Origin of the sequence: Janthinobacterium sp. PSPC1-1 (genome assembly GCF_049897625.1) — a bacterium.
Taxonomy (GTDB): domain Bacteria; phylum Pseudomonadota; class Gammaproteobacteria; order Burkholderiales; family Burkholderiaceae_D; genus Janthinobacterium; species Janthinobacterium tructae.
The window spans coordinates 318,041-334,065 of sequence record NZ_JAFCWP010000004.1 but is presented as its reverse complement, the minus strand read 5'-3'; the positions used below and the strand labels follow the sequence as shown (position 1 = coordinate 334,065).

The following is a 16,025-nucleotide window of genomic DNA, read 5'->3' as shown; positions in this document are numbered from 1 at the left end:
CAATCGGCGGCACGCGCCAGCGCACCGTATTTGAGGGCGATCAAGGAATCCCATTTTTTCACTAATTGGCAAAGCGTGCCACACGCCAGAACGCGATATCCGCGTGGTGTTGCTTTTCATCACAGGCCATCCCCGCCAGCCCGCCTGTCCTCTTGTGATTTCAAAAAAAGCACAAAATAAATCAAATAAATAACAAATTTCTCGAATAAATCAAATTTTTGCCGTAAAATGAAAAACGTGAACTCTGGCAACCGAATTTCCCGATTTTCAACCTTCACGTGGAGCGGCACACATCATGACCATCGCCCAACGCCTGTATGCATTGATACTCTCCGTCGTCCTCGGACTGGCCGCCCTGACGGGCTTCAGCATCTATCAAATGGACCGCGTGTACACGGCGGCCGGCTATGCCACGGTCAACACCGTTCCCAGCCTGCTGACACTGAACACCGCATTTGTATCCTTCGCGCAAATGCGCACGCAGGTGTGGCAACATCTGGCAGCGAAAGACCCCGCCGTGCGCGGCCAGCTGGAAACCTCGGTGCGCGCCGCCCGCGTCGCCGTCGGCCAGGCGCTGGACAAGTATGAAAAGGAAAACCTCACGGACGAGCAGGACCGCGCGCTGCTGGCGGCCGACCGCGCCGTGCTGGCCCGCTACGATAGCGTGCGCGAGAAAGTGCTGGCATTGTCGGGCAAAGGCGAGCTCGACGCGGCACGTGACTTGCTGATGGCCAACCAGCCCATTATCAAGGAACTGACCGACGCCCTCGCCGCCCACCATAAATACAATGAGGACGTGGGCAACAAAGGCGCGGCCGATGCCGCCACCGCCGTCGCCAGCGCACGCTGGATCTCCATCGTCCTGGCCCTGTTCATCAATGCTGCCGTAGCCGGCATGGGCCTGCTGCTGGCACGCCGCATCGTCGCCTCGCTGACCAGCGCCATCGGCGTGGCCCGCACCATCGCAAGCGGCGACCTCAGCGTACAGGTCAAGGCCGCATCGAACGACGAGGTGGGTCAGTTGATGACAGCCATGGGCGAGATGAGCGAGAACCTGGTACGCATCGTCTCCGAAGTGCGTTCCGGCACGGAGACCATCAACACGGCTTCGAGCGAGATCGCGGCAGGCAACCTGGACCTGTCGGCACGCACGGAGCAGCAAGCCGGTTCGCTGGAAGAAACCGCCTCGGCCATGGAAGAACTGACGGCCACCGTACGGCAAAACTCGGACAATGCCCGCCAGGCCAAGCAAATGGCCGTCAGCGCCTCGGACAAGGCGGTGCGCGGCGGCGAGGTGATGGGCGACGTGATCCGCACCATGGAAGCGATCGACAACTCGTCCAACAAGATCGCCGACATCATCAGCGTTATCGATGGCATCGCCTTCCAGACCAACATCCTGGCCCTGAATGCGGCCGTGGAAGCGGCGCGGGCGGGCGAACAAGGACGCGGTTTTGCCGTCGTGGCCACCGAAGTGCGCAACCTGGCGCACCGTTCGGCGGCGGCCGCCAAGGAAATCAAGGCACTCATCAGCGACTCCGTGGAGCAGGTGGAACAAGGTGGCAAGCTGGTCCAGCAAGCCGGCGCGGCCATGACGGAAGTGGTCGATACGGTACGCAGCGTCACCGACATCGTCAGCGAAATCTCGGCCGCCAGCGCCGAGCAAAGCACGGGCATCGACGAAATCAACCGCGCCATCACGCAAATGGATGAAGTCACGCAACAGAATGCGGCCCTGGTCGAAGAAGCGGCGGCGGCATCGCAATCGCTGCAGGAGCAGGCGAGCAATCTGGCCAGCGTGGTCGGCACCTTCAAGCTGGCGCATGGCCAGGCTAACGCGGCGCAACACAGCACGCCGGTGCGACAAGCCCCAGCCGCCAAGCCTGCAGCACGCAAGCCGGCGCCGCTCAAGCTGGTCACCCGGCGCGACCCCGGCCCGGCCCGCAGCACGGCCAGTGCCGGTGCCAGCGGCGACTGGGAAGAATTCTGAACCCGTCGTCATGCAGGCTCACCTGCATCGGTCATCCTGGAGCATCGCCATGACATCCGTTGTCAACCACTCTCACTGAATGCAGGCATAGCCATGAACTCCTTCCTCGCGGTCCATCCTTACCTTCAGTGCGACGACGTCTCGCTGATGCGGCCGGCGCTGGCGCTGGCGGGCCTGTTGCTGCTGCTGGCCGCCCTGCTCTGGCGCCGGACCCACTGGCGCCAGAGCAGGGTGGCCGCCAGCGCGACAGCTGCCGATCTGCATCAGCAGCTGCAAATGCGCAAGGCTACCCAGACGACCAATACAGCAGATACGGCAGACACGGCACCGCCGCCACAGCCCGAGGCGCTGGACACGCCGCCGTTCGAGCTGGCCCGCCTGGACGCCATGTTCGGCTACGACCGGCGCTTGCAGGGCGAGATTCTGGCCCTCTTCGTGGCCGAGACGCGCGACCGGCTGGCCGGCATCGCCCATGCGCTGCGCTGCGAACGTCCGGCCCCGGCAAGAGTGCTGGCACAGGAAATTGTCGACAGCAGCTACGCCATGGGCCTGCTTCCCTTGCACGCACTGGCGCGCCAGGCCGTGCATGCGGGCTTTTCCAACGATATCGGCGCGCTGCGCCGCCTGCATGCGGACCTGCTGATGGCGCTTGATGCCCTGTCGCAAGCGGTCACGGCCCTGCAAACGGGCGCCGCGCAGGTGGATGACTGCAGCGGCATGGGGAGCCGGCCATGAATGCGCACCTCGATCTGGCGAGCCTGCTCAGCGGCGCCATCCTGCCCTCGCCCGCCTGGCGGCGCCACTGGCTGGCGACCTTGTTCCAGCAGCAGGTGCCGTTCGACGAGCTGGCCGAACAACTGGGCTGCGACCCGGCCCTGACCGGCAAGGTCATCGGTCTGGCGAATGCGGCCGTGCCACCGGGCGAGCGCAAGCATGCAGCAATCGACGCCGCGATGCTGGCCGCCATCGACCTGCCTGCCCTGCGCCAGGCGTTCGCCATCCCGGCCCGGCCAACGGCCACGTGTGCGCACTTCGACGAACAGCGATTCTGGTCGCACTCGCAGGCCATGGCTTGCGCCGCCCGCGTGGCGGGCGAAGCGCTGCAACTGGCACCGGCCAAAGAGCTGTACACTTGCGGCTTGCTGGCCAACATCGGCCAACTGGCCATCGCCATGCTGCATCCGCAAACGTATGCAGAACTGCTGGGCCAGCACGGCAGCGCTGCCAGGGCGCTGCTGCTGTGCGAGGAATCGCGGCGCTTCGGCCACCATCAACTGGCGCTGTCAGCCAGCCTCATGCGGGGCTGGGGCATGCCGGATATCCTGTGCGACGCCGTGCGCTGCCATGCCGCGCCGCCCGGCTTCGGGCAGGCCGGACGCATGACAGACCTGGCCTGGCTGCTGCAACTGGCCAGCAGTTTCGCCGACCTGATACTGCGCAATGGCGTGGGGCCGCGCGGGCCGGCCACGGCCGCCGCGCGAGTACTGGGTCTGGACGCGGACCACATGGAAACCCTGCTGCGCCACAGCAACGCGGAGTGGAACGAATGGCGCGAGATCCTGGAACCGCACGCCCATATTGCCCTTGGCCGCACGCGCAGCAGAATCCGGCCCGCCGCACGGCAGGTTTTTAGTGAATTCATCTAATTTGTTGAAATTGATTTTTTGAGCATGATTGCGTATCATTCCATTTAACTTCATCCTCGAGCCTAGAGTCCATCATGCACACTGCAGACGTATGCACTACCCAAAAGGCTGCCGAAATCCTCGGCATCTCGGTCACATCGGTGCAGCAATTGGTCGAGGCCGGCGTTATCGAAGCCTGGAAGACCAAGGGCGGCCACCGGCGCATTCCCCTCGCGGCCGTCGAGGCCTACAAGGGCAATCCCGGCCAGCCAGGCCAGGATCAGCGCGCGGCACGCGCCAGCCGCCCCGCAGCATCGGGCCGCCCGCCGTCCATCCTGGTGATCGAAGACAATCCGATCGAACGGGCGCTGTATGAAAAGCAGATCGGCTCATGGGGCTTGCAGGCAAGCTTGCGCTTTTGCGAGAACGGCTACCAGGCCCTGATGGAAATCGCCCGCGACCAGCCCGACATCCTGCTGGCCGACATCATCATGGAAGGCATCGACGGCTACGAAGTGATCCGCACCATCCTGGCCGACCCGCTGCTGGCGGACATGCATATCGCCATGCTGTCGAGCCTGACGCCGGAAGAACTGGAAGAACGCGGTGGCGTGCCGCCCGGCGTGGTGTTCTTTGCCAAGCCCGTCAATTACGACGAGCTGCGTGGCTATCTGCGCGCCTGCTGCGCCGGCCATGCGCGGCGCAACAGCCTGGCCGCCTAGCCAGCCACCGCTTTTCCCCCGTCCCGGAGCCCCCGTGCAAGTCTATCGCCACATTGATCCAGCCGTGCTGTTCCAGGCCACCGGCCACGACCTGGAGATGTTCCGCGCCCTGTCGCAGACCTATCTCGACACGGCGCCGGCCATGTTTGCGCGCGTGGATCAGGCCGTACGGGGCGGTGCGGCGCAGGCCATCGTGCATAGCTGCCATACCTTGCGCGGCACCGTGGCCCTGCTGGGCGCCGGTGCGCTGGTAGCGCGCCTGGCAGAGCTGGAGCAGCTGGTGCGCCACCAGGGCGTGGCGGCACCGGACTGGCTGGCGGAAACGGCAGTGCTGCTCGGCGCAGTCGAGCAGGAAGTACACCGCAGCATGCGCGAGTACACGGGCGCGCAGGCATGAACCTGCGCCAGGCCGTCTTGCGCCTGGCGCACCACTATCGCCCGCGCACCACGGCAGCCGTGGTGGGCCTGGTGCTGGTGTGCCTGCTGGCGCTGCGCATCGTCGTTTCCGGCGTGCTGCTGTACCGCGAAGCCGTCGATGACTGGCAACAGGACCTGTCCAACCTGTCGCTGCTGCTGGCGGAAAACACGGCGCAAAGCATGACGGCGGCCCGCCTGGTGCTCGACAGTGTCAGCAACGACATCCAGGTCGCCGCCTCCGCAGACGCGCGCGCGCTGGCCGCCACAGTCGGCACCCCGGCCATGCACCAGATGCTGCAGCACAAGATCGGCGGCGTGCCGCAAGTGGACGTGGTGTCCATCGTCGGCAGCGATGCCAGCGTACTGGTCTTCAGCCGCGCCTACCCCGCGCCGCCCATCCGCCTCGACGAGCGAGATTACTTCGAGTATCACCGGCGCCACCCGGACGGCGGCATGCATGTCAGCGCGCCCGTGCAAAACAAGGGCAATGGCGCCTGGACTTTCTATATCAGCCGGCGCATCAACAGCCCGGACGGCCACTTCCTGGGCGTGGTGCTGGTAGGCCTGTCGTGCGACTTCTTCAGTAAATTCTTCCAGAACGCCAGCATCGGCGAGCATACTGCCTTTTCCCTGTACCGCAACGACTACACGCTGCTGGCCCGCTGGCCAGCCGTGCCCGCCATGATGGGCCAGCGCAACCTGACGGGCAGCACCTACCGCCTGCTGGAACAGGGCAAGACGCATGGCGTGCTGCAGGTGGACTCGCCGCGCGCGGCCGAGCAGGGGCGCAGGGTCGACCGCCTGGCCGGCGTACGGCTGGTGCGCGACTATCCGCTGGCCATCAACGTGACCATTACCGACGAGGTCTACCTGGCGGCCTGGCGGCGCATGCTGCGCACCATGGGCGGCTCGGCGGTCATCAGCCTGCTCGTGCTGGCCCTGGCCATCGCGCTGATCATGGCCCTGCTGCGGCGCCAGGAGCGCGGCGCGGCCATGGCGCTGGCGCTGCAAGCGCGCGCGGAAGCGGCGAATGCCGCCAAGTCGCGCTTCCTGGCCATCATGAGCCACGAGATCCGCACGCCCATGGCCGGTATCGCCGGCATGGCCGAACTGCTGCAGGAAACCGAACTCGATGCGTCACAACAGCAATATGCGCACCGCATCGGCGATGGCGTGCAGCACCTGATGCGCATCCTGAACGACATCCTCGACCTGTCCAAGGTCGAGGCAGGCCAGATGAACATCGAACTGCGCGACTTCGACCCGCGCCTGCTGCTCGACGACGTGCTGGCACTGCACCGCCCGCACGCCGACCGGAAGAAGCTGCACCTTGCCAGCGAGATCGGCAACAGCGTGCCGCAGCGGGTGTGCTCGGACCGCACGCGCATCGCGCAAATTCTCGGCAACCTGCTCAGCAATGCCATCAAGTTTACGCCTTCCGGCAGCGTGACCGTGCGCCTGCACCTGGAAGCGGCCACGCCGGACGGCGCCAGCGCCTGCCTCGTCGCCAGCGTCAACGACCAGGGCATCGGCATGAGCCAGCAGCAGCTGAGCCGCATCTTCGAGCCGTTTTGCCAGGCCGACGACAGCATCAGCGGCGCGTATGGCGGCACGGGACTGGGTCTGAGCATCTGCAAGCACCTGCTGGCGCTGCTGGGCGGCGAGATTTTCTGCAGCAGCGAGCCGGGCACCGGCTCCCGCTTCACCGTGCGCATTCCCTGCCAGGTGGCCCAGACGCCAAGCGCCGCCACGCCAGAACCGGGACCGGAAGCGGAACCGGCGCCCGCTCCAGTTCCCCTGGCCGCGCCCGCATCAGAGCCGGGCGCGCGCATCCTGCTGGTCGAGGATACGGCGCTGAATCGCCAACTGGTGTGCCTGCAGCTGGCCGCCCGCGGCTACCTCATCGACACGGCGGAGAACGGCGCACTGGGCCTGCAAGCCCTGGCCGGGCAGCAGTACGACCTGGTTCTGATGGACTGCATGATGCCCGTCATGGATGGCTACCAGGCTTGCCAGGCCCTGCGTGCCCGCGAAACGGCCAGCGGCGCGCCGCGTCTGCCCGTCATCGCCCTGACGGCCGGCGTGACCGAGGACGACCGGCAGCGCTGCATGGCGGCCGGCATGGACGACTATCTGTCCAAGCCCTTTACGGCCGCCCAGCTGCGCGCAATGGTAGAGCGCTGGCTGACGCGCTAGTTCCCTGTCGGCGCTGAATACAACACTTCCGCATAAAAATCATTTTATTCGATAAATTCAATTGTATTCGCTATAATTGACAAATCGACGTGCCAGTGACGCCGGACTTCCGCGCATAACGGAAAACCTGGGAAACCTGGCAGACCTGGCAGACCTTGCGGAGGCAGCATGCGGCAGTACAGATACTGGAAGGCCATGGCCTGGGAGCGCTGCGATACGCGCACCCTGCTGTCGCTCTTCATGGCGGTCCTGCTGGCGGGGCTGTGGAGCATCACCATGCTGCAATTGCAGCGCGCGCACGACGCCGCCATCACCGATGCCGGGCGCGATGCGCGCAGCATGGCGCGCGTCTTCGACGAACACGCGATCCGCACGATCGAGGCGGCGGACCAGGCGGTCACTTACCTGCGCGGCCGCTATCAGGCGCTGGGCCAGCACCTCGACATCGTGGCGGACCTGCAGCAAGGCCTCAAACCCGGCCCCCTGTACAATCTGTTTACCATCGTCGACGAACGGGGCGACACAGTACTGTCGAGCCACCCCTTCAAACCGACCAACCTGGCCGACCGCGAACACATCCGGGTACACATGCAGCGCGACAGCGGCGAACTGTTTATCAGCAAGCCGGTGCTGGGGCGCGTGTCGAAAAAATGGTCGATCCAGATGACGCGCCGCATCAACCATGCCGATGGCCGCTTCAAGGGCGTGGTGGTGGTCTCGATGGACCCGTATTACTTTACCCGCCTGTACGACGAAGTCGACTTGGGCGACAACAGCTCCATCACGCTCGTCGGCAGTGACGGCGTGGTACGCGCGCGCCGGGTCGGCGCCGTCAACACCATCGGCCAGGATGTCGGCGGCAGCAAGGTATTTTCCTTGATGCAAGGTAAAACGCGGGGCAGCTTCACCGAGCGCAGTCCCGTCGACGGCACCCTGCGCATGTACGCCTTCGAAAAACTGGCCAACTACCCGCTCTACATGCTGGTCGGACTGGACCGCGACACGGTATTGGCCGACTACGTCTCGCGCCGCAACCAGGCCTTGCTGATGGCCGCCGTCACGAGCGCGCTGATCGTGCTGTCCTGGGCTGCGCTGGTACTGCTGATCGGCCGCCTGGTCGACAGCCGCGCCAGGGCCATCGCCGCCAGCGAGGCCAAGTCGCGCTTCCTGTCGAACATGTCGCATGAATTGCGCACGCCCCTGAATGGCATCCTGGGTTTCTCCGAGCTGCTGCTGGAGCAGCTGCGCGAGCCGGAACAGGCCGCCTACGCGCAAACGATACAGGACAGCGGCCGCCAGTTGCTGGCCATGGTCGAGGCGGCGATGGAACTGAGCGCGCTCGAAAACGACCAGGTGCGGCTGGAGTCTGCCGCCGTGCCGCTGGACCAGCTGCTGGCGCTGGCGCTGGCGCCGCACCGGCAGCGCGCGGCGCACAAGGGCCTGCTGCTGGCCGCGCACGTCGCGCCCGCAACGCCGCTCAGCATCGATTGCGACCGCGTGCGTCTGGTGCGCGTGCTCGACATCCTGCTCGACAATGCCATCCGCTACACGTCCGCTGGGCAGGTCGATGTCCACGTCATGCTGAATGGCGCGGACCTGCAGATCGAGGTGCACGATACGGGCATCGGCATCGCGCAGGCGCAGCAAGCCGACATCTTCGACAAATTCTCGCAGGCTGACGACTCGCCGAGCCGCGCCCATGGTGGCGCCGGCATGGGCCTGGCCATCGCGCGCCAGCTCGTCACCTTGATGGGCGGCAGCATCGGCGTGGCATCCGCACCGGGCCACGGCGCCGCCTTCCGCCTGCGGCTGCCGCTGGGCGGCACGGCCCGCGCGACGGCGGCAGACGGCAAATTGACCACACTTTCACATGCATAGTCGTACGCTAAAGTTGTTATCCATCCGTATCGGGTATAGCATCGCCCCATGAGCTATCACACAGATGCGGCGGCGGTACGCAGACAATGGATCGAATGGCTGTTTTTACTCCTCGGCTTGCTCCTCGTGGCGGCAGCCCTGGCCTACGCGCATCTGGCCGAAGCCGCGCGACACGATGCGGCCGAGCGTGAACGGCTCGGCGTGCTGACGGCACTGCTGGCAAAAAATATCGAAGTCGACCTGGCAGCGACCAACCTGGTGCTCGACGGCGTGATCCGCGACTATCTAGGCGCCGGTGCTGCGGCGGACTCCGGGCGAGCCCTGCCCCGGCGCCTGGCCGCGCTGGTCGACGCCATGCCGGGCGTGCGCACCATGCTGGTCATCGACGCGAAGGGCAAGCCGATCGCCACCAATATCGCGGAACTGGCCGACCAGGATTTTTCGCATCGCGGCTACTTCCTGACGGCGCGCGACGCCCCTGATGCGCGCATGCTGTACATCTCGGCGCCCTTCCATTCCTTCAAGGGCGACCTGGTCATCACGGCGTCGCGCATGGTGCAGGACCAGCAGGGCCGCTTTGCCGGCGTGGTGGTCGCCACCCTCGATCCCGAATATTTCACGGCCAAGTTCCGCACCGCCATGTATGCCCCCGACGTCTGGGCCGTGGTGCTGCATGGCGACGGCCGGCAATTCCTGAACTATCCCGCCAGGGTTGCGAATGGCGGCAATGTGGACGTGCCCGGCAGCTTCCTGCGGCGCTTTCGCGACAGCGGCTATCAGGCTGGCGTCCTGAGCGGCGTCGAAATTGCCGGCGCCGCCGCACCCCGCATCATGGCCATGGCGACCATCGCGCCGCCCGCGCTGCACATGGACCGTGCCCTGATCATCGGCCTGAGCCGCGAAGAAGCGGCCATCGCCGCCCCGTTGCGGCGGCAGGCGCTGGCCTACGTCGTCTGCTTTGGCATGCTGGCACTGGCCGGGGTCAGCCTGCTGTTCTGGAGCCAGCGGCGGCGCCGGCAGCAGGCCGCGTGGCATGCGCAACAGGAAACGGAGCGCCAGGCCATGCAAGCAATGTCCGACAGCGAAACGCGCTTTCGCACCTTGATCGAAGATGCGCCCGTGGCCATCGCCATCCTGCGCCACGGCCGCTTCATCTACTCGAATCCGCGCTACCGCAGGCTGCATGGCTACTCGTTCGAAGACGATCTGAACGGGATCCCCTGGTCCGCCATGATTTCCGCGCAATCGCAGGCGGCACTGGCCACCAACGAAGCGCTGATCGAGGCGGACTCGCCCAGCGAACAGGTGTTCGAAGCCATCGGTCTGAACAAGCAGGGCCTTCCCGTGCCCGTCTTCAAGACCACCACGCGCGTGATGCTCAAGGATGGACCGGCCACCTTGATCTTTGCGCAGGATATTTCCGCGCAAAAGCAGGCCGAAGAGGCCATGCTGCTGGCGCGCGATGCGGCCGAGGGGGCCAACCGCAGCAAGGCGGAATTCCTCGCCAACATGAGCCATGAAATCCGCTCGCCGCTGAACGCCATCCTCGGCATGGCATGGCTGCTGGAACGCGGCAAGCTGGACGGGGAAGGACTCGAGATGACGCGCAAGATCCGCGCCGCCGGCCAGTCCTTGCTGGGCATCATCAACGACGTGCTCGACGTATCGAAAATCGAGGCGGGCCACATGAGCATCGAACAGGCGCCGTTCCGCCTGGCCGAGGTGATCGAGAAGATCGCCGCCAGCATGGGCGTGGCCGCGCATGACAAGCCGATTGCGGTGCGGATCGGGCCGCTGCCCGATGGCGTGGACCAGGTGCTGGGCGACGCGCTGCGGCTGGAACAGGTGTTGGTCAATCTGACCAGCAATGCCATCAAATTCACGGCGCAGGGTACGGTCGAGCTGTTGAGCGCACTGGAAAGCCGCGACGGCGACGCCGCGATGCTGCGTTTCAGCGTGCGCGACACGGGCATCGGCATCGCGCCCGAGGTGCAGGAAACGATCTTTTCCGCCTTCTCCCAGGCCGACACGTCCACCACGCGCCGCTTCGGCGGCACGGGCCTGGGCCTGACCATCTGCCGCCAGTTGGCCAGACTGATGGGCGGCTCACTGCGCCTGCAAAGCCGCCTGGGCCTGGGCAGCGAATTCAGCTTCACGGTGCCGCTGCAACTGCTGCCCGCCAGCACCCTGCCCTCGCCCGACATGCAAGCCTTGCTGGCCGATGCCAACGCCGACGCGCGCGAGGCCGTTGCCGCCGTGGCGCAGGACCCGGGTACGCCGGAAGAACACGTGCTTGCCGGCGTGCGCGTGCTGGTGGTCGATGACAGCGAAATCAACCGCGATGTGGTCAACCATATCCTGTGCGACCAGGGGGCAGTGCCGTCGTTCGCCTGCGATGGCAGGCAGGCGCTGGACTGGCTGCTGGCCCACCCCGCCGACGTCGATATCGTGCTGATGGATGTGCAGATGCCTGTCATGGATGGCTTGCAGGCGACGCGCGCCTTGCGCCAGCTGCCGCAGTTTCAGGACTTGCCCGTAGTGGCGCTGACGGCCGGGGCGTTCCAGACACAGCGCACGGCGGCACTGGAAGCGGGCGTGAACCATTTCATCAGCAAACCGTTCGATGTGCCGCAGACCATCGCCCTGATCGCGCGCGCGCATCGGCGCCATGCGCAAGGTCTGCCAGCCCTGTCGCCGGTTGTGACCGAAGCGACGATGGCCGTGCCGCCATGCGGCGCGGCAGCCGTGATCGACCTGGCGCAAGGCATGGCGCAGTGGCTCGATGAGGCGCCCTACCGCCAGCATCTGTCGCGCTTTGGCAGCAATTATCGCAATACGGTGGGCGCCATGCGCGAACTGCTGGCAGCCGATGCGCGCGACGATGCCGCCGCGCTGGTGCACAAGCTGGCGGGCGAGGCTGGCAGCCTGGCCCTGCCCGCCACCCTGCAAGCCGCGCAGCAAGCCGAACAGTTACTGCATGCCGGCGACGATGCGTCGGCCGCGCTCGACACACTGGAACAGGCGCTGGCGCGCGCCATCGAGGCCGCCGCCGCATTCACGGCACAGACGCCGCACGGCTAGCCGGCCATGCCAATGACAAAATGATCAATATGAAAACTCGGGGGATGCCATGATCTGCTGCAGGGATTTGCTGCTGAGGGCCTTGATGCTGGCCATGCTGCTATTCGTCGTGGGCGAATCGCTGTCCTACTGGACGCCGGAACTCAAAAAACTGCTGGCCTGGCGCCCTTTCTGACAAGCACCTACCCTTCGCGCCCATCCACCCTGGCGCGCCACAGATAGGGCGCATACACGCAGGCATACAAGCCAAAGGCCAGCGACCAGCAGGCGCCGGCAGCCAGCAGCAGCGGCATGGACAGCGAGGCGGGACCGACGGCGGCCAGCAGGCGCGCCAGCGCGCCCAGCTGGATCAGCCAGTACATCGCCGCTTCCGCACGGCCTCCCTTCAGCGGACGGCCCGTATGGCCCAGGGTGGTGCGGGTCATCATGCCGATGATCAATCCCGCCATCGAGCCCACCGTCAGCGCGTGAAATGCGGCGCTGGCCGGCAGCAGGCCCAGGCTGGCAGCCGCCAGCAGCGCAAAGCCGACGCCTATCCACGCATACGACAGGTGCAAGATCCACAGCAAGGGCACGCGCAAGGTACGCTGCGGCTGCCAGGCCAGCAGATTGGCCAGCGACACGCCGCTTGCCAAGAGGGCCAGCGGCGCCGTCAGCCAGGCCGGTGCGCCGGCCAGCCACGCGATGGCGGCGGCCGCCATGCAGGCCACGGCGACCAGTGCGCGCTGCGGGCTGGCCACCGGCGCACTACCTGGCGCCCCATTGCGGGTAAACATGGGAATGACGCGCGCGCCGATCACCGATTCGATCAGCACGATGATGAAGATGGCTGCCTGCACGGGCACGAACAGGGATAACGTCAGCCAGCCCAGCACGGCCGCGTGGAACAGGCCATTGGCCAGCGCCAGCAAGGCCAGCAGAGCGACCAGGAACAGGTTGCGCGTATTGCCCGAACGGCGCAGCACCTGGTACAGGGGCCAGGCGGCCAGCGGCAGGAACAGCCACTCGACCAGCGCCGGCAACAGCCCGGGGCCGCACAGCATGGCGATGCGTCCCGCCAGCCACAACGCCACCAGCGCCATCAGCGGGGTACCGTGCGGCGTGGGCAAGCCCGTCCAGTTGCGCCCCGCCGTATACAAAAATCCCACGACGACGGCCAGCGCGAAGCCGAACACCATTTCATGCATATGCCATCCCAGCCCCACCTGCAGGCCGCCCGTCAGCAAGCCGGCATAACTGGCCAGCCACAGGGGAATGCTGATGGCCGCAAACACGGCCGCCAGCAGATAAAACGGGCGAAAACCCAGCTGCCAGACGGCATGGCGAGCATGCCAGGGAGCGGCGCCGGCTGTCGTGGAAGGTGGGGAAGGTTCGCTGATCGGGGTAATGGCCATGATGGGCTCGCTTTTAAAGATATATTCAATATACTACTTTAAAAGCGCAAGCACAGCCATCGGCAAAAAGGACTAGAGAGAGATATTCGCCATGGGGTCTGACCCGGCGGTCAGACCCCAACTACCGGGCTACTTGCCCTGGCGGTGCTCGACCGCATACACGGCCGCTTGCACGCGGCTGGTGAGGTTGAGTTTTTTCAGCACGTTCTGCACGTGGATCTTGACCGTGCTTTCGGCCAGGTCGAGGGTGCGCGCGATGCCCTTGTTGCTCTCGCCGCGCGACAGGCAGTCGATGATTTCCTTTTCGCGCGGCGTGAGCTTGTCGAGTTCCGACACGGGTTCCTCGCGCCGCGTGCCCGCCTGCAGCTGCGCCACCAGCTTGCCCGTCATGGCTTCGGCGATGACGACTTCGCCGGCGGCCGCGCGGCGGATGGCGCGCACCAGATAGTCGGCGTCGATATTCTTGATCAGATAGCCGCAAGCGCCCGCGCGCAGGGCTGTCGCCAGATCCTCAGCGTCTTCCGACACGGTGAGCATGACGATGGCCGTGTCGGGACAGTCGTGCTGCATCAGCTGCAGCGCTTCCACGCCCGACATACCGGCCATGTTCAGGTCCAGCAGCACCACGTCGGGCTGCAGCTGGATGGCGCGCTTGATGCCTTCGACGCCATCGGCCGCCTCGCCCACCACGGAAAAGTCCGCATGCCGCTGCAGCAGCGAGCGTATGCCGCTGCGGAACAGCGCGTGGTCGTCCACCAGCATGACGGTGATCGGTTTATCGGGAGTCTCCATTTTTTTGTACTTTCAGATAGTTACTTAGGCGGCGCGGCGCTGCTCGCGCGACAGGTGCAGTTCGACGGTCGTGCCGCCACCGGGACAGGCGTGCACGTCGAACGTCGCTTCGATGCGCTGCGCGCGCTCGCGCATGATATGGATGCCGACATGGCTGTCGCCCTTTTCCAGCACGGCGGCAGCGTCGAAGCCGACGCCATTGTCGCTGATCGTCAGCGTAAAGTCCTGATGATCGGCGAGACGCACCTCGACATGGCTGGCCTGGGCGTGCTTGCGGATGTTCGACAGCGCTTCCTGCACGATGAATAGTAACTGCAATTGCTGTTCCCGGGGGAATGGCGCGCCATCGACATCGGCCAGCAGCTCGGCCTCGATGCCCGTCTGGCGGCGGAATTTCTCGATTGCCGCGCGCAGGGAGCCGATCAGGTCGTCCTCCATCAGGCGGCTGCGGAAGTTGGCCAGCAGTTCGCGCACGTCCTCGTAGCTTTCCTTCACACCCGCATGCAGGGCCGGCACGATGCCCGCCACTTCGTCGAAACGCGCATTGCGCACGGAGTCGTCCAGCATCTGCACTTGCAGGTTGAGGAAATTGAGGCTTTGCGCGATGCTGTCGTGCAGGCCCTGCGCCACCAGGTTGCGCTCTTCGGAAATGGCCATCTCGCGCTCGCGCGCGGCCAGGCGCAGGTTTTCCAGCGCGATGCCCAGCAGCTGGCCCAGGGTTTCCAGCAGCGCCAGCTCGCGCGCGGAAAACACGCGCGCATGGCGGAAGTGCAAGTTGAAAAAGCCCAGGTGCTGTTCGTGCGCATGGATGTGGAAGACGGAGACGGTGGCAAAGCCCTCGCGGTGGCAGCGCAGCTCGTGCGCCTTGTCGATGCGGCGCATGTCGTGCACCTTCGCCACCTTCATTTCGACGGCCGTGCCGCACAGGCAGTCGCCCACTTTCAGGCAGTGTTCCGACGCCACCAGTTCCTCGGACAGACCCGTATGTACCACCATGTGCAGGTTGCCCCGTTCGGCATCGAGCACGCGCACGGTGGAGCCGTCCGCCTCGAAATAGTCGACGATGCGCTGCATGAAGCCGCCGCAGATGTCTTCCAGGGGCTGCGGGCGCTGCAGGAAAGCGGCGCTTTCGTACAGCAGCGCCAGTTCGCGGTTGCGGTACTCGAGGGTGGCCGTCTTGCTGCGCACGCCCTCTTCCAGGTTGCCGTACAGGGCCTGCAGGCGGTCGGCCATCTGGTTGAAGCCACTGGCCAGCTGGCCGAATTCGTCATTGCTTTCGACGGCCAGGCGCACGCTGAAATCACGCTCCTTCATGCGCTGCATGCCCAGGCGCAGCCGCGTGACGGGCTCGATGATGAGCATGAACATCAGGTAAATCATGCTGACCGTGCCGATGACGGCCATGCCGACCAGGATCAGTTGCGAAGCACGCAGCCAGAAGGTACGCTGCTCGCTATCGTGCTCGATCAGGCGCACCAGCTGGTCGACCTGGCCGACGAAGGTATCGGCGTCATGCTCGAACTGGCGCGCGCGCTGGGCAGAATCGGCGGCCAGCGCGGCCGGACGCAAGGCGCCGCGCCAGGCGGCGCCGATGCGCTCGAATTCGGATTTGATGGCAGTGCTGGGGGGCAGGAACAAGGGGCGCTGCGGATCGCCGTGGCCGATCTTGGCCAGGGTCTCGTCGATCAGCAGTACTTGCTGGCGCGCCTGCTCGCCGGCGTCGCTGGCCAGCAGCAGGGTCAGGCGGTAGGTCTGCATGCGCAATCGCCCCGTTTCGTTGATGGCGGCCGAACTGCCTTCGAGCTGCCACGACAGGAACAGGGTGCAGCCGATGGCGCTCAGGGCCAGTACCAGCATGAGCAGCAGCGCGCCGACGATCTTGGTCGACAGCTTCTGCCAGGAGGAAAACATCGCCTTGAATTTCATACCG

The 16,025-nt window shown here is 65.6% G+C and carries 12 protein-coding genes; 9 read left to right on the top strand and 3 right to left on the bottom strand.

The genetic code is table 11. The features are described 5' to 3' along the window. Positions 1 to 295: 295 nt before the first annotated feature. From ACP7EG_RS15335 to ACP7EG_RS15295, 9 genes are all read left to right on the top strand, one after another. Positions 296 to 1,990, top strand: a complete 1,695-nt coding sequence (locus ACP7EG_RS15335; protein ID WP_426088275.1) for a methyl-accepting chemotaxis protein — start codon at positions 296 to 298, stop codon at positions 1,988 to 1,990. Positions 1,991 to 2,083: 93 nt separating this feature from the next. Then, a complete protein-coding gene (locus ACP7EG_RS15330) occupies positions 2,084 to 2,725 on the top strand; it encodes a hypothetical protein (protein WP_426088274.1) in 642 nt (213 codons plus the stop codon). Continuing rightward, a complete protein-coding gene (locus tag ACP7EG_RS15325; protein WP_426088273.1) occupies positions 2,722 to 3,636 on the top strand; it encodes an HDOD domain-containing protein in 915 nt (304 codons plus the stop codon). Before ACP7EG_RS15330 ends, ACP7EG_RS15325 begins: the two co-directional genes overlap by 4 nt. Positions 3,637 to 3,710: 74 nt before the next feature. After that, positions 3,711 to 4,337 (top strand): response regulator, encoded by a 627-nt coding sequence (locus tag ACP7EG_RS15320; RefSeq protein WP_071077537.1) that lies wholly within the window; start codon positions 3,711 to 3,713, stop codon positions 4,335 to 4,337. A 34-nt stretch (positions 4,338 to 4,371) separates the two neighbouring features. Further along, the gene (locus ACP7EG_RS15315) at positions 4,372 to 4,734 is read left to right on the top strand and encodes an Hpt domain-containing protein (RefSeq protein WP_426088272.1); all 363 of its coding nucleotides are present in this window, start codon (positions 4,372 to 4,374) and stop codon (positions 4,732 to 4,734) included. Then, positions 4,731 to 6,950 (top strand): ATP-binding protein, encoded by a 2,220-nt coding sequence (locus ACP7EG_RS15310; protein ID WP_426088271.1) that lies wholly within the window; start codon positions 4,731 to 4,733, stop codon positions 6,948 to 6,950. Before ACP7EG_RS15315 ends, ACP7EG_RS15310 begins: the two co-directional genes overlap by 4 nt. Positions 6,951 to 7,118: 168 nt before the next feature. Further along, positions 7,119 to 8,828 carry a sensor histidine kinase gene (locus tag ACP7EG_RS15305; RefSeq protein WP_426088270.1) on the top strand — a complete coding sequence of 570 codons (1,710 nt, stop codon included), beginning with the start codon at positions 7,119 to 7,121 and terminating at the stop codon, positions 8,826 to 8,828. Positions 8,829 to 8,876: 48 nt separating this feature from the next. Next, a complete protein-coding gene (locus tag ACP7EG_RS15300; protein ID WP_426088269.1) occupies positions 8,877 to 11,909 on the top strand; it encodes an ATP-binding protein in 3,033 nt (1,010 codons plus the stop codon). A gap of 49 nt (positions 11,910 to 11,958) precedes the next feature. Continuing rightward, complete coding sequence (locus tag ACP7EG_RS15295; protein WP_277922144.1) at positions 11,959 to 12,084, top strand: hypothetical protein; 126 nt, start codon at positions 11,959 to 11,961, stop codon at positions 12,082 to 12,084. A gap of 7 nt (positions 12,085 to 12,091) precedes the next feature. Here the strand turns inward: ACP7EG_RS15295 and ACP7EG_RS15290 are convergent, their stop codons facing one another. The 3 genes from ACP7EG_RS15290 to ACP7EG_RS15280 all read right to left on the bottom strand — a co-directional run bounded on the left by ACP7EG_RS15290 (position 12,092) and on the right by ACP7EG_RS15280 (position 16,006). Next, entirely contained in the window at positions 12,092 to 13,303 is a 1,212-nt protein-coding gene (locus ACP7EG_RS15290; RefSeq protein WP_426088268.1) for an NnrS family protein, read from the bottom strand. A 129-nt stretch (positions 13,304 to 13,432) separates the two neighbouring features. Next, complete coding sequence (locus tag ACP7EG_RS15285) at positions 13,433 to 14,095, bottom strand: response regulator (protein WP_099763987.1); 663 nt, start codon at positions 14,093 to 14,095, stop codon at positions 13,433 to 13,435. Positions 14,096 to 14,119: 24 nt separating this feature from the next. Continuing rightward, a complete protein-coding gene (locus tag ACP7EG_RS15280) occupies positions 14,120 to 16,006 on the bottom strand; it encodes a type IV pili methyl-accepting chemotaxis transducer N-terminal domain-containing protein (RefSeq protein ID WP_426088267.1) in 1,887 nt (628 codons plus the stop codon). Positions 16,007 to 16,025 lie beyond the last annotated feature (19 nt).